Below are 20087 nucleotides of genomic sequence, written 5' to 3'. Positions count from 1 at the left end.
GGCCGCTCACGCGACCGGCGGCGACCCGCGCACGCGGATCGCCGCCGGACGGCAGACAGGGCTGCTCAGTGGGCGGAGCCCGCCGTCGCCGGGGGCAGTTCCACCTGGACGCCGGGGTCGCCCGCGTCCGCCGTGTAGTCCTCCGGCTTGGTCTCGTCGATGCCGTCGGGCGCCTTGGCCGCGCGGAGGACGAGGGTCAGGACGACCGTCACGATCACGTTCAGCACGAACGCGGTCAGACCGATGTAGCCGATCTCCCCGATGCCGGGGATCTCCTTCGACGAGCCGCCGAAGTGCTTCTGCGTCGGCGAGGCCACCCCGTACGCGGCGACCGTGCCGTAGATCATGCCGACCGCCCAGCCGGCGAGCAGCGCCCAGCGGTGGAACCAGCGGGTGAACAGGCCGCCGACGAGGGCCGGGAAGGTCTGCAGGATCCAGATGCCGCCCAGCAGCTGGAAGTTGATGGCGACGGTCTTGTCCATGGTCAGGACGAAGGCCAGCGCGCCCACCTTCACCAGCAGCGACACCAGCTTGGAGACCTTGGTCTCCTGCTCGGGCGTGGCGTCCTTCCGGATGAAGTCCTTGTAGATGTTGCGGGTGAAGAGGTTGGCCGCCGCGATGGACATGATGGCCGCGGGCACCAGCGCGCCGATGCCGATCGCCGCGAAGGCGACACCCGCGAACCAGTCCGGGAACATGTTCTCGAACAGCTGCGGGATGGCCAGCTGGCCGTTCTGCACCTTGATCCCGGCCGCGATCGCCATGAAGCCCAGCAGGGCCAGCAGGCCCAGCATGAGCGAGTAGAGCGGCAGGATCGTGGTGTTGCGGCGGATCACCTCACGGCTCTTGGAGGAGAGCGTCGCGGTGATCGAGTGCGGGTACATGAACAGCGCCAGCGCGGAGCCGAGCGCCAGCGTGGCGTACGTCCACTGGCCCGCCTCGGCCGGGACCAGCGCACCGCGGGGAGCGCCGGTCGCCGGGTTGGTCTCGCCGAACGCCTCGCCCGCCTTGGCGAAGATGTCGTCGAAGCCGCCCAGCTTGATCGGGATGTAGATGATCGCCACCGCGATGACGATGTAGATCAGGGTGTCCTTGACGAACGCGATCAGCGCCGGGGCCCGCAGACCCGACGAGTAGGTGTACGCGGCCAGCACACCGAAGGCGATCAGCAGCGGCAGGTCCTTGATGAACCAGTTGGTGTCCTCGCCGCCGCCGATGCCCATCACGTCCAGCACGGCCTGGATGCCGACGAGCTGGAGCGCGATGTACGGCATGGTCGCGAGGATGCCGGTGAGCGCCACCGCCAGCGACAGGCCCTTCGAGCCGAACCGGCCGCGCACGAAGTCCGAGGTCGTCACATAGCCGTGCTTGTGCGACACCGACCACAGCCGCGGCAGGAACGTGAAGATGAGCGGGTAGACGAGGATCGTGTACGGCACGGCGAAGAAGCCGGCCGCGCCCGCCGCGTAGATCGCCGCCGGTACGGCGACGAAGGTGTACGCGGTGTAGAGGTCGCCACCGAGCAGGAACCAGGTGATCCAGGTGCCGAACGACCGGCCGCCCAGACCCCATTCGTCGAGGCTGTGCTCGTTCTCCGCCTTGCGCCAGCGCGCGGCGAGGAAGCCCATGACCGTGACGGCCAGGAAGAAGAAGATGAAAACGGCGAGTGCGACGCCGTTCACGCCGTCCTTCATCACCGCTCACCGCCCCGGCGGGCGCGCTGGTCACGCTGCCACAGCTTGAACGCGATCATCGTCAGCACGGTGGAGATCAGCACCCACGCCATCTGGTACCAGTAGAAGAACGGGATGCCGATGAACGACGGGTCGGTCTTCGCGTACGAACCGACCCAGAGCATGGCCACGAACGGCGCTATGAGGCAGAGGGCGATGACGACGCGCACCGGCGTCACCACCGCTCCTCTGCCGACTTCTGGGGCTTGTGACATCGGCGGCTCCGTCCCCTCACTGATCACCTGCCTGATTGGGCTGGCAATCTAGGTCACGGTGTCGCGGAAGAGGAACCCCTCGTCCGCATATCGGTCACCGCCTTTACAAAATCGCTATTCGGCGGGGCGCTTCAGGCGCGCCACGAACTTGTAGCGGTCGCCCCGGTACACCGACCGCACCCACTCCACCGGCTTGCCCTCCCGGTCCAGGGAGTGGCGGGAGAGCATCAGCATCGGCAGGCCGACGTCGGTGCCGAGCAGGCCCGCCTCGCGCGGGGTGGCCAGCGAGGTCTCGATGGTCTCCTCGGCCTCGGCGAGGTGGACGTCGTAGACCTCGGCGAGGGCGGTGTAGAGGGAGGTGTACTTGGCCAGCGAGCGGCGCAGCGCGGGGAAGCGCTTGGCGGACAGGTGGGTGGTCTCGATGGCCATCGGTTCGCCGTTGGCCATGCGCAGCCGCTCGATGCGCAGCACCCGGCCGCCGGTGGTGATGTCGAGCAGCTCGGCGAGCCGGTCGTCGGCGGTGATGTACCCGATGTCCAGCAGCTGCGAGGTGGGCTCCAGGCCCTGGGCGCGCATGTCCTCGGTGTAGGAGGTGAGCTGGAGCGCCTGGGAGACCTTCGGCTTGGCGACGAAGGTGCCCTTGCCCTGGATCCGCTCCAGGCGGCCCTCGACGACCAGCTCCTGGAGCGCCTGGCGCACGGTGGTGCGCGAGGTGTCGAACTCGGCGGCGAGCGTGCGCTCGGGCGGGACGGGGGTGCCCGGCGCCTGCGTCTCCGTCATGTCGAGCAGGTGTTTCTTCAGGCGGTAGTACTTGGGCACACGTGCGGTACGGACGGTCGCCCCGCTCTCGTTCTCCGCACTGCTGACGTCGGTGCTCATGCTCCGCCTTCCCGGCTCCGTAGAGGTGTCGTCCTCCGTAGAGGTCTCCTTCGGAGGTGTCGTCCGCACGCTCCGATGATCCCCTCTGTATACCGTCGCCGCCTGCTTTGGTCTAGTCCAGCCCACTGAAGTGGTCTACCCGAGTATGACGCCTCGAGCCGCTGTTTTCGCGGGGTTCTTACTTAAAGGTTCCTGCATATGTAGGTCCCATAACGGCTGGTCGGGCCCTACTTCAGACCCTTGACACGCCATTTGGTCTGGGCCAAGCTCCCCGTACTGGTCTACACCATTGGTCCAGGTCCCGGCCCCATGGGCGGTACGTCGGTTCACCGCGGGGAGCAGGGGGGTTTGAGGCATCCCTGAGGAGGGTGGCGTGAAGCGCAAGCTGATATCCGCGATCGGTGTCGCGGGCATGATGGTCTCGCTCGCGGCGTGCGGTGGCGACGACGGCAACGGCGAGAACAAGGGCGGGGCGGACGGCTACGCGGGCCAGACCCTGACGGTGTGGGTCATGGACGGCTCCTCGCCGGACCAGTGGCAGAAGGACGTGGCCGCGGCCTTCGAGAAGAAGACCAAGGCCAAGGTCGAGTTCGAGATCCAGCAGTGGAACGGCATCCAGCAGAAGCTGACCACCGCCCTGTCGGAGGAGAACCCGCCGGACGTCTTCGAGATCGGCAACACCCAGACCCCGGCCTACGCCAAGACCGGCGGCCTCGCCGACCTCGCCGACCTCAAGGCCGAGATCGGCGCCGACTGGACCGAGTCCCTGAACAACTCCTCGGTCTACGAGGGCAAGCAGTACGCGGCCCCCTGGTACTTCGCCAACCGCGTCGTCGTCTACAACAAGACGGTCTGGGCCGACGCCGGCATCAAGGACCTGCCCAAGACCCGCGACGAGTTCTACGCCGACCTGAAGCAGATCGGCGAGAAGACCGACGCCGAGCCCATCTACCTGCCCGGCCAGAACTGGTACCACTTCGTCGGCCTCGTCGTCGGCGAGGGCGGTGAACTGGTCAAGAAGGACGGCGACAAGTACGTCTCCAACCTCGACGACCCCAAGGTCGCCGCCGCCATGGAGACGTACAAGAAGTTCCAGGCCCTCTCCAAGGCCCCCAAGGACAAGGACGAGGCCACCCCGCAGCAGGGCGAGGTCTTCGGCAAGGGCAACGTCGGCGCCTTCATCGGCATGGGCTGGGAAGCCGGCATCGCCATCAAGGCCAACCCGGACATCGAGAAGGAGATCGGCTACTTCACCATCCCCGGCGCCACGGCCGGCAAGCCCGAGGGCGTCTTCCTCGGCGGCTCCAACCTCGCCGTCGCCGCGGGCAGCCAGAAGCAGGAACTCGCCAAGGAGTTCCTGAAGATCGCCCTCTCCGACAAGTACGAGGGCCGGCTCGCCAAGCTCAACGGCGTCATCCCCAACAAGGAGTCGCTGCAGGGCAACGTCAAGGGCAACCCGGCCGCCGAGGCCATGGCGCCGGCCGCCGCGGGCGGTGGCACCACCCCGCTGATCCCCGAGTGGGCCGCGGTCGAGAACGCCCCCAACCCGGTCAAGACCTACATGACCGCGGTGCTGAACGGTAAGTCCCCGGCCCAGGCCGCCCAGCAGGTCGAGGACGAGTTCAACAAGCGCCTGGCGCAGCAGCAGTAAGGCGCTCGCCGAGGGCGGGGGCCGCGCGGACCCACCGTACGGCCCCCGCCCCGCGACAGTCGTAGGTCTAGAGAAGAGATGGCGAGCATGACCGTGCAGACCGAACGGCCGCCCTCCGGCCCGGCGGACGTCCGCAAGGGGGCGGACGGCGAGGGCTCCGGCCGGCCCCGACCGCGAGCCGGGTCCCGCGCCGGCGCGCTCGGCCCCTACCTCCTGCTGCTGCCGGCCTGCGCGGCCACCGTGCTGCTGCTGGGCTGGCCGCTGCTCAAGGACGTCCTGCTGTCGTTCCAGAACCTCAACATGGCGCAGCTGATCCAGCACGTCACCGAGTGGAACGGCATCGACAACTACAAGGAGGTCCTCACCGGAGAGGACTTCTGGCGGGTCACCCTCCGCTCGATCCTGTTCACGGCGGCCAACGTCGTCCTGATCATGATCCTCGGCGCCCTGACCGGCCTGCTCCTCGCCCGCCTCGGCAAGCGGATGCGGCTCACCCTGATGATCGGCCTGGTGCTGGCCTGGGCGATGCCGGTGGTCGCCGCCACCACCGTCTACCAGTGGCTGTTCGCCCAGCGCTTCGGCGTCGTCAACTGGGTCCTCGCCAAGCTCGGCTGGGAATCCATGGCCGACTACAGCTGGACCAGCAGCCAGATGTCGACGTTCTTCGTCGTCACCGTGCTGATCGTCTGGCAGTCCATCCCGTTCGTCGCGATCAACCTCTACGCCGCGACCACCACGATCCCCGACGAACTGTACGAGGCCGCCGCCCTGGACGGCGCCGGCGCCTGGCGGAGCTTCACCACGGTCACCCTGCCGTTCCTGCGCCCGTTCCTCTACGCCACGACGTTCCTGGAGATCATCTGGGTCTTCAAGGCGTTCGTGCAGGTCTACACCATCAACGGCGGCGGCCCGGACCGGCTCACCGAGATCCTGCCCGTCTACGCCTACATCGAGGGCGTCGGCAACCAGCACTACGGCATGGGCGCCGCGATCGCCGTCCTGACCATCCTGATCCTGCTCGGCCTCACCGCCTACTACCTGCGGATCGTGCTCAAGCAAGAGGGAGAAGAGGAGGCCGCGCTGTGAAGCGCTCGCTCTTCGGCCGCCTGTGGCCCAACATCACGGCCGTCGTCCTGTTCGCGGTCTTCGTCTTCCCCGTGTACTGGATGTTCACCACGGCCTTCAAGCCGACCGGCGACATCATCTCCGAGGACCCGGTCTGGTTCCCGACCGACTACACCTTCGAGCACTTCAGGACCGCGACGAGCGTCGACCACTTCTGGACCTACGTCACCAACTCGCTGACCGTGACGGTCCTCGCGGTGTTCTTCTCGCTGATCATCGCGCTCGCCGGCTCCTTCGCCCTAGCCCGGATGCGGTTCAAGGGGCGGCGCGGCTTCATCGTCGGCTTCATGCTGGCCCAGATGGCGCCCTGGGAGGTCATGGTCATCGCGATGTACATGATCGTCCGGGACGCGTCGATGCTGAACAGCCTCGTCCCGCTGACGCTCTTCTACATGATGATGATCCTCCCCTTCACCATCCTGACGCTGCGCGGCTTCGTCGCCGCCGTGCCCCAGGAACTGGAGGAGGCGGCCATGGTCGACGGCTGCACCCGCGGCCAGGCCTTCCGCCGGGTCATCCTGCCGCTGCTCGCGCCCGGCCTGATGTCGACGTCCCTGTTCGGCTTCATCACCGCGTGGAACGAGTACGCGCTCGTCCTGGTGCTCAACAAGGAGGCCGAGGCGCAGACGCTGCCGCTGTGGCTGTCCAGCTTCCGCACCGCGTTCGGCGACGACTGGGGCGCGACCATGGCGGCCTCCTCCCTCTTCGCGATCCCGATCCTGATCCTCTTCGTCTTCCTCCAGCGCAGGGCCGTCAGCGGCCTCACCGCCGGCGCCGTGAAGGGATAACCCCCTCGATGACGACATTCGCCAGCGACACCGACACTCTGACCCGGGACGCGCTGACGGTCCTCCAGCCCGGCTTCACCGGCACCACCGCCCCCGACTGGCTGCTGCGCCGCCTCGGCGAGGGCCTGGCCTCCGTCGGCCTGTTCGGCCGCAACATCGCCTCGCCCGAGCAACTGGCCGCCCTTACCGCCCAGCTGCGCGCCGAGCGGGAGGACGTCCTGGTCGCCATCGACGAGGAGGGCGGCGACGTCACCCGCCTCGAGGTGCGCACCGGCTCCTCCTTCCCCGGCAACCACGCGCTGGGCGCGGTCGACGACGTCGAGCTGACCCGCGAGGTCGCCCGGGAACTCGGCCGCCGCCTCGCCGCCTGCGGCGTCAACCTCAACTGGGCGCCCTCGGCGGACGTCAACTCCAACCCCGGCAACCCGGTCATCGGCGTCCGCTCCTTCGGCGCCGACCCCGGCCTGGTCGCCCGGCACACCGCGGCCTACGTGGAGGGCCTCCAGTCCGCCGGCGTCGCCGCCTGCACCAAGCACTTCCCCGGCCACGGCGACACCGCCGTCGACTCCCACCACGCCCTGCCCCGCATCGACGTGGACCCCGCGGTCCTCGGCGACCGCGACCTGGCCCCCTTCCGCGCCGCCATCACGGCCGGCAGCCGGGCCGTGATGAGCGCGCACATCCTGGTCCCCGCCCTGGACCCGGACCGCCCGGCGACCCTGTCCCCCCGCATCCTCACCGACCTGCTGCGCGGCGAACTCGGCTACGACGGCCTGATCGTCACCGACGGCATGGAGATGCAGGCCATCGCCGCGACCTACGGCATCGAACGCGGCAGCGTCCTCGCCATCGCCGCGGGCGCCGACGCCATCTGCGTGGGCGGCGGGCTCGCCGACGACGAGACGGTACGCCGCCTGCGCGACGCCCTGGTCGACGCCGTGCGGTCCGGCGAACTCGCCGAGGAACGCCTCGCGGACGCGGCGCGGCGGGTCCGGGCCCTGGCCCGCTGGACCGCCCAGGCCGCTCCCACCGAGCCCGGCCCCGCCACCGACATCGGCCTGACCGCCGCCCGGCGGGCCCTGAAAGTGACCGGCGCGGCAGGCTACACCCCGCTCACCGAGGCGCCGTACGTCGCCGCGTTCACCCCCGTCGCCAACATCGCCGTCGGCGACGAGACCCCGTGGGGCGTGGCCGCCGAACTCGCCGCACTGCTCCCCGGCACGGACACGGGCACCTTCTCGGGCGACTCGGGTGGTGGCCAGGGTGCCTCGGACCGTCCGGGTACCTCGGACCGTCCGGGTGGCTCCGGCGGCTCGGGTGAGGAGGTGGGCCGCAGGGCCCTGGCGGCGGCGGGGTCCCGCCGCATCGTCGCCGTCGTCCGCGACGAACACCGCCACCCCTGGATGGCGGCGGCCCTCGACACCGTCCTGACCGCCCGCCCCGACACGATCGTCGTCGAGATGGGCGTCCCCCAGGCCCCCGCCCGCGGCGCCCTCCACATCGCCACCCACGGCGCGGCGAGGGTCTGCGGCCGGGCGGCGGCGGAGATCATCGCGGGCGCGTAACCGCTCCCGCTCCTGCGACGTGAAGGCGCCGGGCCCTTGTGGAGCCCGGCGCCTTTGACGCGCCCCGAAGGGCGCTCTGAACCCCTAGATCCCCTGCCACTCCGGCTTGTTCGCATACGTGTGCCGGAAGTAGTCCGCCAGCTTCAGCTTGGACGCCGCCGCCTCGTCGACGACGACCGTCGCGTGCGGATGCAACTGCAACGCGGACGCCGGACAGACCGCGGCTACCGGCCCCTCCACCGTCGCGGCGATCGCGTCCGCCTTCCCCTCCCCGGTGGCCAGCAGCACCAGATGCCGCGCCTCCAGGATGGTCCCGATGCCCTGTGTGATGACGTGATGCGGCACCTGGTCGATGTCACCGTCGAAGAACCGCGCGTTGTCCACCCGGGTCTGCTCGGTCAGCGTCTTGATCCGCGTCCGCGACGCGAGCGAGGAGCACGGCTCGTTGAACCCGATGTGACCGTCGGTCCCGATCCCGAGCAGCTGCAGATCCACCCCGCCCGCCTCGGCGAGCGCCCTGTCGTACGCCTCGCAGGCCGCCTGGACGTCCTCCGCCTCGCCGTCGGGCCCCATGAACGCGTCCATCGACAGCCCCAGCGGCTCCAGCACCTCCCGCCGCAGCACGGAGCGGTACGACTCCGGGTGCGACGCGGGCAGCCCCACATACTCGTCGAGCTGTGCGATCCGCGCCCGCGAGGCGTCCACCTCGCCGGCGCGCACCTTGGCCGTGAGGGCCTGGTAGATGGGCAGCGGGGTGGAGCCGGTGGCCACACCGAGCAGGGCGTCGGGCTTGCGCCGGAGCAGCTGGGCCATGGCCTCGGCAATCAGCTCGCCGCCGGCCTGGGCGTCCGGAACGATGACAACTTCCACGCTTGGCCTGCCGATCTGAAGAGGGGACTCGAAGGGCACCCGAAAGGGTCATGTGGTTTAGACCAATCTAACAGAGCGGCGGCGCCCGTCCCAGGTGTCGCGGGGGAGTGGCGGACCGGGGTTCCGTCCCCGTCGGCGAGCCCCGACCCGAGCCCTGCGCGGTGGCCCCGTCCGCGCCCCCCGCCCTGCCGAAGCTCGGCTCAGAGCAGCGAACCCCCCGTCGCGTCCAGCCAGCCGCCCGTGACCCAGCGGGCCTGCTCCGAGGCCAGGAACGCCACCACGTCCGCGACGTCCGCCGGGGTGCCCACCCGGCCCAGGGCCGATATCGCCTCGGCCTGGGCCCGGCCCTCCTCCGTACTGAGGAGCGGGGCCGTGTTGTCCGTCTCGATGAAGCCGGGAGCCACCGAGTTCACCGTGATGCCCCGGGGGCCCAGCACCTTGGACAGGTCCCGGCTGAAGACGTCCAGGGCGCCCTTCGTCATCGAGTAGGCCGTCAGGTCCGGCATCACCGCGTTGCGCGCGAGCCCGGTCGAGATGTTGACGATCCGGCCGCCGTCGCGCAGCCGGCCGAGGCCGTGCCGGACGATGAAGTACGGCGCCTTCACGTTCACCGCGAAGAGCCGGTCGTACTCCGCCTCGTCGATGTCCGTCAGGGGTGACGACGTGCCGATCCCCGCGTTGTTCACGATGATGTCGACGCCGTCCGCGTGCCGGTCGAACTCGGCCCACAGTGCCTCCGCGTCCCCGGCCTTTCCCAGCTCCACGCCGATCGTGAAGGCCGAGCCGCCCGCCGCCTCGATCGCCGCGACCGCCTCCTTCGCCGCCACCTCGTTCGTTCCGTAGTGCACCGCGACGCGCGCCCCGTCGCGGCCCAGCCGCTCGGCGATCCCGCGCCCGATCCCCCTGCTCGCCCCCGTGACGAGTGCCGTCCTCCCGCTCAGCGCGCCCATGACGACGCCCCCTTCGCAATTCGCTAGTGGTCGCTACAGAAAAGACGGTAGAGCAGGCCGCTGACATTTGTCTAGCGCCCGCTATAAAATGCACTCCATGGTGAGCACGCAGGAGAACAAGGCGCAGGACGCCACCGGGGAGGAGGCCGCCCCCGCTGGGCGCAAGGCCCCCTCCGTCGAGCGCGAGGCCGCCTCCGCCGGTCGTCGCGGGCGCGGCCGGCCCCGCTCCTTCGACCGCGAGACCGCCCTGGAGCGGGCGATCATGGCCTTCTGGGAGCGCGGGTACGAAGCGACGTCCGTCTCCGACCTCACCCGCGCCATGGGCATCGGCGCCCCCAGCCTCTACGCCGCGTTCGGCGACAAGCGCGCGCTGTTCGACGAGGTCGTGCAGGTGTACGGCGCGCGCTACGGCTCCTTCACCGCGCGCGCCCTCGCCGAGGAACCCACCGCCCGGGCCGGCGTGCACCGCATGCTGCGCGAGGCGGCCGTCGAGTACACCGCCCCCGGCCGGCCGCACGGCTGTCTCGTCGTCCACGCGGCGACCAACTGCTCCACCCCCGAGGTGGAGCAGGACCTGCGCGACCGGCGCAACGCCGCCATCGCGGCCATCGAAAGCCGGATAAGAGCGGACATCGCCGCGGGCGAGCTGCCGCCCGACACCGACGCGGCGGCCCTGGCCCGGCACGCCGGGGCGATGATCCAGGGCATGTCCCAGCAGGCGCGCGACGGCGCGAGCCGGGCGGAACTGGAGGCGCTCGCCGAAATTGCCATGACTATCTGGCCCCGCGGATGACCGGAGCGGGTTAGGCTGCCAGGGGTCGGCAACGGCGACGGCCCGCGCCGCATGGTCTTCGACAGCACACCGCCGGCGGCAAACGGCCGGCAACAAACAACCTCCGACGCATGGACACGCGGAGTGGTCTAGTCCACAATCGTTGCAGACCATCCTCGCGAAAACCTACTGTGCGGTAGTCCCATGCGTGGGAACCACAGCATCCGTCTTCCCCGCACAGGAAGACGGACCGAGGAACCGGAGCTCTCTGCCCTGACTGCCCCGGCTCCTCATCCTTCGGCCGACCGGGACCGCACACCCCACGGCCGATATTGCTCCGGGCTGCGGTGCCGGGAGGGTTGAGGGTCCCTCCCAGGCGCCGCGGCCCGCGGGTGTCTTCAGGGGCCATGCGGCTGCAGACCGGCGCATTTCAACGCCGTACAAACCGCCAGGTACGCTCGCACACGTGCCCTCCATGAACGAACTGGTCCGCCAGCACACCGCCCTCGACGACTCCGACCTCGAGTGGCTGCATCTGCTGGTCTCGGAGTGGCAGCTGCTCTCCGACCTCTCCTTCGCCGACCTGGTCCTGTGGGTCCCCACCCGCGACGGCACCCGCTATGTCTCCGTCGCCCAGATGCGGCCGAACACCGGCCCCACCTCCTACCAGGACGACATGGTCGGCCACCTGGTCCCGCGCGGGCGCCGCCCCATGCTGGACGTCGCGCTCGACGAGGGCCGGATCGTGCGCGAGGGCGACCCGGAGTGGCGCGAGGAGGTCCCCGTACGGGTCGAGTCGATCCCCGTACGGCGCGAGGGCCGCGTCCTCGGCGTCATCGCCCGCAACACCAACCTGCTCACCGTGCGCACCCCGAGCCGCCTGGAGCTGACCTACCTCCAGTCCGCCTCCGACCTCGCCCAGATGATCGCGGCCGGCGCGTTCCCGTTCGCCAACCAGCAGGTCGACATGGACGCCTCGCCCCGCGTGGGCGACGGCCTGATCCGCCTCGACGCGGACGGCATCGTCCAGTACGCCTCCCCGAACGCCCTCTCCGCCTACCACCGCATGGGCCTCGCCGCCGACCTGGTCGGCCACCACCTCGGCCGGACCACCGCCGAACTGGCCCCCACCCGCGGTCCCGTGGACGAGGCCCTCGCCAAGGTCGCCAGCGGCTGGGCGCCCCGCGAGTTCGAGATCGAGGCCAACGACGGGGTCATCCAGTTCCGGGCGATCCCGCTCAAGCCCAAGGGCACCCGCATCGGTTCCCTGGTGCTGCTCCGGGACGTCACCGAACTGCGCCGCCGCGAACGTGAGTTGATCACCAAGGACGCGACCATCCGGGAGATCCACCACCGGGTGAAGAACAACCTCCAGACGGTGGCCGCCCTGCTGCGCCTCCAGGCCCGCCGGATCGAGTCCGAGCGGGGCCGCGCGGCGCTCGAGGAGGCCGTTCGGCGGGTGGGTTCGATCGCGATCGTGCATGAGACGCTGTCCCAGAACCTGGACGAGCGGGTGGAGTTCGACGAGATCGCCGACCGGGTGCTCGCCATGGTGGCCGAGATCTCCCCGGGCAAGGTCACCGGCCGGCGCACCGGCCGCTTCGGCATCCTCGACGCCGAGGTGGCCACCCCGCTGTCCATGGTGCTGACCGAGATCCTGCAGAACGCCCTGGAGCACGGCTTCCGGGAGGGCGACACCGGAACCGTCGAGGTCTCGGCGGTCCGTGGCGGTACGACGAAGGAGGCCCGCCTTCTGGTCACCGTCCAGGACGACGGGGTCGGCCTGCCGCCCGGCTTCGACCCGCACACCTCCGGCAACCTGGGCCTGCAGATCGTACGGACGCTGGTCGAGGGGGAGTTGGGCGGCACCTTCGACATGGTCCCGGCGCCGGAGCGCGGCACCCAGGTGCTGCTGGACATCCCGGTGCGGGCGCAGAAGTAGCCCACGGCTCTCCGTGGAGAAGCAACCCCGCGGCCTTCCGGGGAAAGCAAAGAGCCCCGGACCTTGATCGGTCCGAGGCCAGTGCTCGCTGCTGCTCTCAAGCGCATCGGGGTACTGCGCGCTGCGTGCTCGGGGGCGGGAGTTGCGTACTCGCTGTACGCGCCGCCAAGCTCAGGCTGTCAGCGGGGTGGGTGATGTCAGGCGGAGGCCTGACGAGCCCGGTTGCGGGCGGCGCGGCGCTTCATCGCGCGGCGCTCGTCCTCGCTGAGACCACCCCAGACGCCGGAGTCCTGGCCGGACTCGAGCGCCCACTGCAGACACTGCTCGATCACCGGGCAGCGACGGCAGACGGCCTTGGCTTCCTCGATCTGCAGCAGCGCAGGACCGGTGTTGCCGATGGGGAAGAAGAGCTCGGGGTCTTCCTCGCGGCAAACGGCGTTGTGACGCCAGTCCATGGCTGCTACCTCTCCTTGGTATTACGTGCAGGTTGCTTGTGAATGTGAACGCTTTCACGAATCCCTCAACAAGTGAAGGGCCGACTGCCAGGTTCCCTGGCGTGGTCCTGTGGTTTGAAGAGGGGTTCCGGTGATCTCTGGAGGCCGATCCTGCGGGCCGTCCCGATCGCCACGTAGAGACTCGCAAACCTCAGCGGCGGATACAACCCCTTCCGGAAAGTTTTTTTTGATTCCTCGGTGTCGACTAGGTCACAGCCGTACTTCCATGGGGTGGATCCTGGCCTAAACGTTCGAGTGAAAGGACTTTCGCCCCTTCTGCTCACACAATCACACGCAGTGCACGGCGTACGCCTGTGAACGTCACGCTCGTACGCAGCCCCAGGTGGTCACCGTCCATCTGGAGGGGCAGGGGGACCTTCGAATGCAAGGTGAACCGGGTCAGATCGTGCAGGGACACGGCGTGCTTGCCCTTGGGTCCGCGCTCCGGGGACGAAGTGAGCAACTGGGTGCCATACCGGGCAACCGCGGCCGTCGACAGGCGGCTGAGACCGAATACGTCGAGGCCGGTGTCGAACGATGCCTTAGGTGACGCATACATGGGGCGATTGCCGAGGAACGTCCACGGGGCGGTGTTCGAGACTATGGACAGCACCAGATCCGTCGCCAGTTCCTCGCCGTCCTGCTCCAGCGTGATCGTCCCGTGCCGGCGGTGCGGCTCGCCCAGCAGCTGCCGCACGACCTGGCGGACGTAGAGCGCGTGCGTCGACTTCTTGCCGCGCTCGCGCTGCTGCTCGACCCGGCCGACCACCCCCGCGTCGAAGCCGAGGCCCGCGTTGAAGGTGAACCAGCGGGGCGGGACCGCCTCGTCGTCGCTGCCCGGCGTCCCGGAGGTGAGCCCGAGCCCGACCGTCCGCTCCCTGCCCTCGCGCAGGGCGTCCAGCAGCGCGCCGGTCGCCTCCACCGCGTCGTTGGGCAGGCCCAGCGCGCGGGCGAAGACGTTCGTCGATCCGCCGGGCACGACGGCCAGGCGCGGCAGGTTCTCCGGATCGGGGCCGGCGTGCAGCAGACCGTTGACGACCTCGTTGACCGTCCCGTCGCCGCCGAGGGCCACGACCAGCTCGATGTCCTCACTCTGCGCCGCGTGCCGGCCCAGGTCACGAGCGTGACCGCGGTACTCGGTGGTGACCGCCTCCAGCTTCATCTCGCTCGCGAGCGCGTGGATCAGCACATCGCGCGTACGTGCGCTTGTGGTGGTTGCCGCCGGATTGACCACGAGAAGTGCACGCATGGATGGCAGCGTACCTACTGGGGGGTACCGGGCCCAGACCGGAGTGGAGATCACGCCAGAGTTCGAGGCGCGAAGCGGGACACGGGGGCGCGGAACCCAAGGCCCGGGCGCACCCGTCCCGCCCTACGCCGCGGCACCCCTCCGCCCGCTACCGGGCGGCCCCCCATCGGTACGGCGCCGCGTTGCACCCGTGTGGGACTGTGCCCTGTGTCTCACTGGGACGCTGGCCCCGGCGGTCGGCGGTCGGTGCTCGGCCTCGCGCTCCGGGCTTCGCCGCCCGTGGCTCGGGGCAGCGCTCAGGGCTTCTCGGTACGTGGCTCGGGCGTACGGCCCGTATCGCAGCCGCCGCGCCCGGCTCGGGGCCTGCGGTCTGTGTCGCAGCTGCCCTCACCCGGCTCGGCGCCTGGGGCCCGTGTCGCAGCGGCCCATACGTGGCCGGGGCGGGCGGGGCCGGTGTCCGCGCCTGCCCCGACCCGGGCCACCCCCGACCCGGGCCCACACCCGACCTGAGCCCATACCCGGCCCGGGCCCGCGGTGGATCCGGGCCCACACCGGACCAGAGCCCACCCCCGACCCGGGCCCGCGGTGGATCCGGGCCCACACCCGACCAGAGCCCACCCCCGACCCGGGCCCGACCCGACCTCGCCCGCCCGAAGGCCGCCCCCTGCGCCCCGTCCCCAGCCGGGGCCCACCGCCCCGCCCCCACCTCTCCCGCGCCCCCCACCCCCCGGCCGCTACCCTGCAAGGGTGAGTTCTGCGCAGAAGCCCAGCCCTGAAGCCGTCGATGTCGATGAGGCGGGCCCGCGGCCTGTTCGGCTTACCGCTGCGGCGGTGCTGGCCGGGCTGGAGGGGCTGGCGCTGGTGGTCGGCGGGGTGTGGATGCTGGTGTTCGGGCTGACCGGGGAGCCGGACGGGCGTCGGCAGGCGGTCACCGGGGGCATCACGCTCGTCGTCCTGGCGCTGCTGCCGCTGCTCGCCGCGCGGGGGCTGCTGGCCCGCCGCAGCTGGAGCCGCGGTCCCGCCGTCATCACGCAGATCATGGCGCTGCCCGTGGCCTACAACCTGCTCCAGGCCGACAGCATGTCCATCCCGGCGGGGATCGCGCTGGCCGTCGTCGCCATCGCCGCGCTGGTGCTGCTGATCAATGCCGAGACGACCCGGGCCCTCGGCATCCGCGGGCCCGGCAACGCCCGGAAGTAGTCCTCACTCCTCGACGAGCAGCTTCTCCCGCAGCTGCGCCAGCGTGCGCGCCAGCAGTCGGGAGACGTGCATCTGCGAGATGCCGACCTCCTGCGCGATCTGCGACTGGGTCATGTTGCCGAAGAACCGCAGCAGCAGGATCCGCTTCTCGCGCGGCGGCAGGTCCTCCAGGAGCGGCTTGAGCGACTCCCGGTACTCGACGCCCTCCAGCGCCTCGTCCTCCGCGCCCAGGGTGTCCGCGACCGCCGGGGACTCGTCGTCGGTGTCGGGGACGTCCAGGGACAGCGTGGAGTACGCGTTGGCGGACTCCAGGCCCTCCAGGACCTCCTCCTCCGAGATCGCCAGCTTCTCGGCCAGCTCGTGGACCGTGGGGGAGCGGCCGTGCAGCTGCGACAGCTCAGCCGTCGCCGTGGTCAGCGACAGCCGCAGCTCCTGCAGCCGGCGCGGCACCCGCACCGCCCAGCCCTTGTCCCGGAAGTGCCGCTTGATCTCGCCGACGACCGTCGGAGTCGCGTACGTCGAGAACTCCACGCCGCGGTCCGGGTCGAAGCGGTCGACCGACTTGATCAGCCCGATGGTGGCGACCTGCGTGAGGTCGTCCAGCGGCTCGCCCCGGTTGCGGAAGCGGCGCGCGAGGTGCTCGACGAGCGGCAGATGCATCCGGACCAGCCGGTTGCGCAGCTCCGCGTACTCCGGGCTGCCCTGCGGCAGCGAGCGCAGCTCGACGAAGAGGGCGCGCGCCCCGCTGCGGTCCTGAGGGTTCTGGTGCGCGGCCGGCGTGTGGCGCGTGACCGCCGCTTCGTCCTCGGAATTTCGCTCGTGCTCGCTCATCGTCCCGCCCGTCGCCCTTCCCCGAGCCCGCGCCTCGGCCCGGACAGGGAAGCCCCCGTTCCGCCGCTCCGAAGGCGCGACCTGCACGGCACTGTCCTGATCCCGCTGCCCGTCGCGGAGGAAGTCCGCCCGCGGGGTGTCCTCCTCCGGGTGCGGCCGGGCCTGCTCGGGGATGCCGTCGATGCCGTCCGCCATGCGTCGGGAACCGTCCGGACCACTCGGAGCGTCCGGGCTGCCCGCACCCGCCGGCCCGCCCGTGCCCTCGGCCGGCAGCTCCCGTGTGCCGCGCTCTTCGTCCCGCACCGGCCCGTCCCCGTTCCTCACGCCGGCCCGGGTCCCGCGCCGCGCTGTTTGTAGAGGCTGATCGAAACGGTCTTGTCGTCGTCCACCGCGGAGGAGACCTTGCCCGCGAGGGCGGACAGCACGGTCCAGGCGAAGGTGTCGCGCGAGGGGGCGTGACCGTCCGTGGTCGGCGCGGAGACGGTGACCTCCAGCGAGTCGTCGACGAGCCGGAAGACACAGCTGAGCACCGAGCCGGGCACGGCCTGCTGCAGCAGGATCGCGCAGGCCTCGTCCACCGCGATGCGCAGGTCCTCGATCTCGTCGAGGGTGAAGTCCAAACGGGCCGCGAGGCCGGCCGTGGCCGTCCGCAGCACCGACAGGTAGGCACCCGCAGCCGGCAGCCGGACTTCGACGAAGTCCTGGGTCGCGGGCTCGCCTGCGATCTGGGACACCCTCACCTCCAAGGTGGTACAAGCTCTACGGGGCCGAGGGTCGCCCCCCGGGGTAACGCGATGTGTGGTTCAGCGGTGACGCTACCGCGCTCTCGATTTTCCTGTCCCCTGGGACCCCATCCCCCTGCTGTCACTCATAGTAAACACATGAATACGCACAGTGGCTAGAGGGTGGGCGGACCCAATTCGGAACAGGGTGCGCCGGGTTGACGTACCCCGGCGTCAGACGCTCGAACCGTCCGGATCCCACTGTCCGGAACCGAGGTCACGAGCGGGTCACACCAGCACGTGGTCGACGAAGCACCAACGCCAATTCTCACCCGGTTCGAACGTGCGCATCACCGGGTGCCCCGACTTTTCGTGGTGCTCGGTGGCGTGCCGCCCCGGCGAGGAGTCGCAGCAGCCGACGTGACCGCAGGTGAGGCACAGCCGCAGCTGCACCGGGTGCGTACCGGCCGCCAGGCACTCCGGGCACGTCTCGCTCAGCGCGGAAGGTTCCGGGTGCGGCAGCGCGTCGGCGTGCGTGCACTGTTTCATGATTGCCAGATTACGACGGGTGTGCGGATGACCGCGCGGAAAACGAGAGCGGGCGAGAGCCATGGACGTGATGCCCCTGCTGTTGCTGGTGGCCGGCAGTGCCGCGGTCGCCGCGGCCGGCCGCCGCACCCCCGTACCGGCACCGCTGCTCCTGGTCGCGGCCGGTCTGGCGGTGTCGTACGTCCCCGGCGTCCCCGACTACACCCTCGACCCGCACATCGTCCTGCCGCTGCTGCTGCCCCCGCTGCTGCACACCGCGGCCACCGACAGCTCCTACCTCGACCTGCGCGCCCAACTGCGGCCCGTCGCCCTGCTCTCGGTCGGATACGTGCTCTTCGCGACCGTAGTCGTCGGCTACGCGGCCTATCTGATCGTGCCCGACCTGCCGCTGACCGCCGCGCTGGTCCTGGGCGCGGTGGTGGCACCGCCGGACGCGGTCGCGGCCACCGCGATCGCCCGCCGCGTGGGACTGCCCTCCCGGATCACCACCATCCTCCAGGGCGAGTCCCTGGTGAACGACGCCACCGCGATCACCGCCTACCGCGTGGCCCTCGCCGCCGCCGTCGGGGAGGGCGCCACCTGGGCCGGGGGCATCGGCGAGTTCCTGCTCGCCGCGGTCGGCGGCATCGGCATCGGACTGCTGCTGATGATGCCGATCCACTGGCTGCGCACCCACCTCAAGGAGGCGCTGCTGCAGAACACGCTCTCCCTGCTGATCCCGTTCGTGGCGTACGGCGTCGCGGAACAGGTGCACGCCTCGGGCGTCCTCGCGGTCGTGGTCGTCGCCCTCTACCTGGGCCACCGCGCGTGGGAGGTCGATTTCGCCACCCGCCTCCAGGAGGACGCGGTGTGGAAGATGGTCGCCTTCGTCCTGGAGTCGTCCGTGTTCGCCCTCATCGGACTCCAACTGCCCGTCGTGCTGCGGGGACTCGGTGAGTACGAGGGCGCCGACGCCGCCTGGTACGCGATCGCCCTCTTCCTCGTCGTGGTCGTCGCCCGGTTCGTCTGGGTCTACCCGGCGACGTTCCTGCCGCGAGCGCTGTCCGCGCGGATCCGAGAACGGGAGGAGAACCCCACCTGGAAAGGGGCGTTCGTCATCTCCTGGGCCGGCATGCGCGGCGTGGTCTCCCTCGCCATCGCCTTCTCCATCCCGGTGACGATGCACGGCGGCGAGGACTTCCCCGGCCGCAACCTCATCCTCTTCCTGACCTTCACCACCGTCATCGGCACCCTCGTCGTCCAGGGCCTCACCCTGCCGCCGCTGATCCGCCTGCTGCGCCTGCCCGGCCGCGACCGGCAGGCCGAGACCCTCGCCGAGGCCAACGCCCAGGCGCAGGCCTCACGCGCCGCCGAACAGCGCCTCGACGACCTCCTCGCCGACGAGCGCAACACCCTCCCCGGCCCGCTCGCCGACCGCCTGCGCACCGTCCTGGAACGCCGCCGCAACGCCGTCTGGGAACGCCTCGGCCAGCCCAACCCCATCACCGGGGAGACCGCCGACGACACCTACCGCAGGCTCGCGCGGGAGATGATCGGCGCCGAGCGGGAGGTCTTCGTCAAGCTGCGGGACCTGCGCTACATCGACGACGAGATGCTGCGGACCCTGCTGCGCCGGCTCGACCTGGAGGAAGCGGCGGCGTACCGGGAGGCGACGTGATGTGATGCGAGGTGCGTTGTCAGTGCCACGGGGGATGATGGGTCCCGAGGGTTCGGAGCGGACGCCGGGCAGGACGCGGCGAACAGGGCAGAACACATACGGGACTTGGTGACTCGGGGGGCTCGGTGACCGGCACCACACAGCGGTTCTTCATCAGTTACGCGGGCGCCGACCGCTCGTGGGCCGAGTGGGTGGGCTACCACCTGGAGCGCCACGGCCACCAGGTCATGCTCGACGTGTGGGACTGGCGCACCGGCGACGACTTCGTGCAGCGCATGGAGGAAGGGCTGCGGCAGGCCGACGCGGTCGTGGCGCTGTTCTCCGGCTCGTACTTCGAACGCGACCGGTGGACCAACGAGGAGTGGACCGCCGTCGTCGCCCGCCGCGACCGCATCATCCCCCTCGCCGTCGAACCGCTCACCAACCACGACGTCCCCGCGATGCTCGCCACGCGGGTCCGCAAGGACCTCCACGGCCTGGACGAGGAGGCCGCCCTCGAGGCCCTGCTGACGGCGGTCGACGGAGGCGGCCGGCCGAGCAGCCCGCCGCCGTTCCCGGGCGGCGCGGCGCCCGCGCGGGAGGAACCGGAGGCGCCCGGCACCGACGTGGCGGAGGAGGCCAGACACCGTCTGCCGGACAGCACCAAGCGTGCCGAGGTGTGGAACGTACGCCGGAAGAACCCCGACTTCTCCGGCCGGGAGGCCGTGCTGGTCGCGCTGCGCGAAGGCCTGCTCGCCGACAACGACACCGCGGTCTCCGCCCTCCGCGGCCGGGGCGGCATCGGCAAGAGCCAGATCGCGCTGGAGTACGCCCACCGCTTCGCCGACCAGTACGACCTGGCACGGACACGCGACGGCGGATCTCGGGGATCTGCGCGGCGCGCGGCCGATCATCG

18 protein-coding genes and 1 pseudogene are annotated in these 20087 nt (G+C 70.5%); 9 read left to right on the top strand and 10 right to left on the bottom strand.

Annotated features, from left to right (window positions below; all coding sequences use genetic code 11):
- Positions 1-65: 65 nt before the first annotated feature.
- The 3 genes from mctP to ACIG0D_RS13670 all read right to left on the bottom strand — a co-directional run bounded on the left by mctP (position 66) and on the right by ACIG0D_RS13670 (position 2827).
- Entirely contained in the window at positions 66-1694 is a 1629-nt protein-coding gene (gene mctP, locus ACIG0D_RS13680) for a monocarboxylate uptake permease MctP (protein ID WP_399799659.1), read from the bottom strand.
- The gene (locus tag ACIG0D_RS13675) at positions 1694-1948 is read right to left on the bottom strand and encodes a DUF3311 domain-containing protein (RefSeq protein WP_365757922.1); all 255 of its coding nucleotides are present in this window, start codon (positions 1946-1948) and stop codon (positions 1694-1696) included. Before ACIG0D_RS13675 ends, mctP begins: the two co-directional genes overlap by 1 nt.
- A 114-nt stretch (positions 1949-2062) precedes the next feature.
- Complete coding sequence (locus ACIG0D_RS13670; protein WP_365757924.1) at positions 2063-2827, bottom strand: GntR family transcriptional regulator; 765 nt, start codon at positions 2825-2827, stop codon at positions 2063-2065.
- A 373-nt stretch (positions 2828-3200) separates the two neighbouring features.
- Here ACIG0D_RS13670 and ACIG0D_RS13665 point away from each other — a divergent pair, with 373 nt between their 5' ends.
- The 4 genes from ACIG0D_RS13665 (at position 3201) to ACIG0D_RS13650 (ending at position 7956) form a co-directional block, all read left to right on the top strand.
- Positions 3201-4478, top strand: coding sequence for an extracellular solute-binding protein (locus ACIG0D_RS13665; RefSeq protein ID WP_399799655.1), 1278 nt, complete (start codon positions 3201-3203; stop codon positions 4476-4478).
- A gap of 87 nt (positions 4479-4565) precedes the next feature.
- A complete protein-coding gene (locus tag ACIG0D_RS13660; RefSeq protein WP_399799652.1) occupies positions 4566-5564 on the top strand; it encodes a carbohydrate ABC transporter permease in 999 nt (332 codons plus the stop codon).
- Positions 5561-6391: a carbohydrate ABC transporter permease gene (locus tag ACIG0D_RS13655; RefSeq protein ID WP_399799650.1), complete on the top strand. Its 831-nt coding sequence runs from the start codon at positions 5561-5563 to the stop codon at positions 6389-6391. The genes ACIG0D_RS13660 and ACIG0D_RS13655 overlap by 4 nt, the downstream gene beginning before the upstream one ends.
- Before the next feature lie 8 nt (positions 6392-6399).
- The gene (locus ACIG0D_RS13650; RefSeq protein WP_399799647.1) at positions 6400-7956 is read left to right on the top strand and encodes a glycoside hydrolase family 3 protein; all 1557 of its coding nucleotides are present in this window, start codon (positions 6400-6402) and stop codon (positions 7954-7956) included.
- An 84-nt stretch (positions 7957-8040) separates the two neighbouring features.
- Here the strand turns inward: ACIG0D_RS13650 and nagB are convergent, their stop codons facing one another.
- Positions 8041-8826: a glucosamine-6-phosphate deaminase gene (gene nagB / locus ACIG0D_RS13645; protein WP_399799644.1), complete on the bottom strand. Its 786-nt coding sequence runs from the start codon at positions 8824-8826 to the stop codon at positions 8041-8043.
- 200 nt (positions 8827-9026) lie between these two features.
- Complete coding sequence (locus ACIG0D_RS13640) at positions 9027-9776, bottom strand: SDR family oxidoreductase (protein ID WP_399799642.1); 750 nt, start codon at positions 9774-9776, stop codon at positions 9027-9029.
- An 88-nt stretch (positions 9777-9864) separates the two neighbouring features.
- Between ACIG0D_RS13640 and ACIG0D_RS13635 the strand changes: the two genes are divergently transcribed.
- Both ACIG0D_RS13635 and ACIG0D_RS13630 read left to right on the top strand, forming a co-directional pair.
- Entirely contained in the window at positions 9865-10569 is a 705-nt protein-coding gene (locus ACIG0D_RS13635; protein ID WP_399799640.1) for a TetR/AcrR family transcriptional regulator, read from the top strand.
- Between the two features lie 454 nt (positions 10570-11023).
- Entirely contained in the window at positions 11024-12490 is a 1467-nt protein-coding gene (locus ACIG0D_RS13630; RefSeq protein ID WP_365758168.1) for a PAS domain-containing sensor histidine kinase, read from the top strand.
- 197 nt (positions 12491-12687) lie between these two features.
- Here the strand turns inward: ACIG0D_RS13630 and ACIG0D_RS13625 are convergent, their stop codons facing one another.
- Positions 12688-12945 carry a WhiB family transcriptional regulator gene (locus ACIG0D_RS13625; RefSeq protein WP_003992873.1) on the bottom strand — a complete coding sequence of 86 codons (258 nt, stop codon included), beginning with the start codon at positions 12943-12945 and terminating at the stop codon, positions 12688-12690.
- 319 nt (positions 12946-13264) lie between these two features.
- A complete protein-coding gene (locus ACIG0D_RS13620; protein ID WP_399799637.1) occupies positions 13265-14233 on the bottom strand; it encodes a diacylglycerol/lipid kinase family protein in 969 nt (322 codons plus the stop codon).
- Positions 14234-14980: 747 nt separating this feature from the next.
- Between ACIG0D_RS13620 and ACIG0D_RS13615 the strand changes: the two genes are divergently transcribed.
- Positions 14981-15433: a hypothetical protein gene (locus tag ACIG0D_RS13615; protein WP_399799635.1), complete on the top strand. Its 453-nt coding sequence runs from the start codon at positions 14981-14983 to the stop codon at positions 15431-15433.
- Positions 15434-15436: 3 nt separating this feature from the next.
- Here the strand turns inward: ACIG0D_RS13615 and ACIG0D_RS13610 are convergent, their stop codons facing one another.
- From ACIG0D_RS13610 to ACIG0D_RS13600, 3 genes are all read right to left on the bottom strand, one after another.
- Positions 15437-16567 (bottom strand): RNA polymerase sigma factor SigF, encoded by a 1131-nt coding sequence (locus tag ACIG0D_RS13610; protein ID WP_399799633.1) that lies wholly within the window; start codon positions 16565-16567, stop codon positions 15437-15439.
- A 17-nt stretch (positions 16568-16584) separates the two neighbouring features.
- Positions 16585-16998 (bottom strand): anti-sigma factor, encoded by a 414-nt coding sequence (locus ACIG0D_RS13605; RefSeq protein WP_015657891.1) that lies wholly within the window; start codon positions 16996-16998, stop codon positions 16585-16587.
- Between the two features lie 276 nt (positions 16999-17274).
- Complete coding sequence (locus ACIG0D_RS13600; RefSeq protein WP_086168698.1) at positions 17275-17535, bottom strand: UBP-type zinc finger domain-containing protein; 261 nt, start codon at positions 17533-17535, stop codon at positions 17275-17277.
- A 61-nt stretch (positions 17536-17596) separates the two neighbouring features.
- Here ACIG0D_RS13600 and ACIG0D_RS13595 point away from each other — a divergent pair, with 61 nt between their 5' ends.
- On the top strand, positions 17597-19192 hold the full coding sequence (locus tag ACIG0D_RS13595; protein WP_399799629.1) for a Na+/H+ antiporter: 1596 nt from the start codon (positions 17597-17599) through the stop codon (positions 19190-19192).
- 125 nt (positions 19193-19317) lie between these two features.
- Positions 19318-19689, top strand: a pseudogene (locus ACIG0D_RS13590) (toll/interleukin-1 receptor domain-containing protein); the annotation flags it as partial.
- Positions 19690-20087 lie beyond the last annotated feature (398 nt).

This window comes from Streptomyces sp. NPDC052773, from assembly GCF_044547145.1.
Classification (GTDB): domain Bacteria; phylum Actinomycetota; class Actinomycetes; order Streptomycetales; family Streptomycetaceae; genus Streptomyces.
Note: the sequence above shows the minus strand (reverse complement) of the source record. Positions and strands in the feature narration are given on the sequence as shown.

What these genes read in the sequence shown, in the direction of transcription:
- mctP (WP_399799659.1), bottom strand. Translation starts at nt 1,694, where the DNA reads ATGAAGGACGGCGTGAACGGCGTCGCACTCGCCGTTTTCATCTTCTTC.
- ACIG0D_RS13675 (WP_365757922.1), bottom strand. Translation starts at nt 1,948, where the DNA reads ATGTCACAAGCCCCAGAAGTCGGCAGAGGAGCGGTGGTGACGCCGGTG.
- ACIG0D_RS13670 (WP_365757924.1), bottom strand. Translation starts at nt 2,827, where the DNA reads ATGAGCACCGACGTCAGCAGTGCGGAGAACGAGAGCGGGGCGACCGTC.
- ACIG0D_RS13660 (WP_399799652.1), top strand. Translation starts at nt 4,566, where the DNA reads ATGACCGTGCAGACCGAACGGCCGCCCTCCGGCCCGGCGGACGTCCGC.
- ACIG0D_RS13650 (WP_399799647.1), top strand. Translation starts at nt 6,400, where the DNA reads ATGACGACATTCGCCAGCGACACCGACACTCTGACCCGGGACGCGCTG.
- ACIG0D_RS13640 (WP_399799642.1), bottom strand. Translation starts at nt 9,776, where the DNA reads ATGGGCGCGCTGAGCGGGAGGACGGCACTCGTCACGGGGGCGAGCAGG.
- ACIG0D_RS13635 (WP_399799640.1), top strand. Translation starts at nt 9,865, where the DNA reads ATGCACTCCATGGTGAGCACGCAGGAGAACAAGGCGCAGGACGCCACC.
- ACIG0D_RS13630 (WP_365758168.1), top strand. Translation starts at nt 11,024, where the DNA reads ATGAACGAACTGGTCCGCCAGCACACCGCCCTCGACGACTCCGACCTC.
- ACIG0D_RS13625 (WP_003992873.1), bottom strand. Translation starts at nt 12,945, where the DNA reads ATGGACTGGCGTCACAACGCCGTTTGCCGCGAGGAAGACCCCGAGCTC.
- ACIG0D_RS13620 (WP_399799637.1), bottom strand. Translation starts at nt 14,233, where the DNA reads ATGCGTGCACTTCTCGTGGTCAATCCGGCGGCAACCACCACAAGCGCA.
- ACIG0D_RS13600 (WP_086168698.1), bottom strand. Translation starts at nt 17,535, where the DNA reads ATGAAACAGTGCACGCACGCCGACGCGCTGCCGCACCCGGAACCTTCC.
- ACIG0D_RS13595 (WP_399799629.1), top strand. Translation starts at nt 17,597, where the DNA reads ATGGACGTGATGCCCCTGCTGTTGCTGGTGGCCGGCAGTGCCGCGGTC.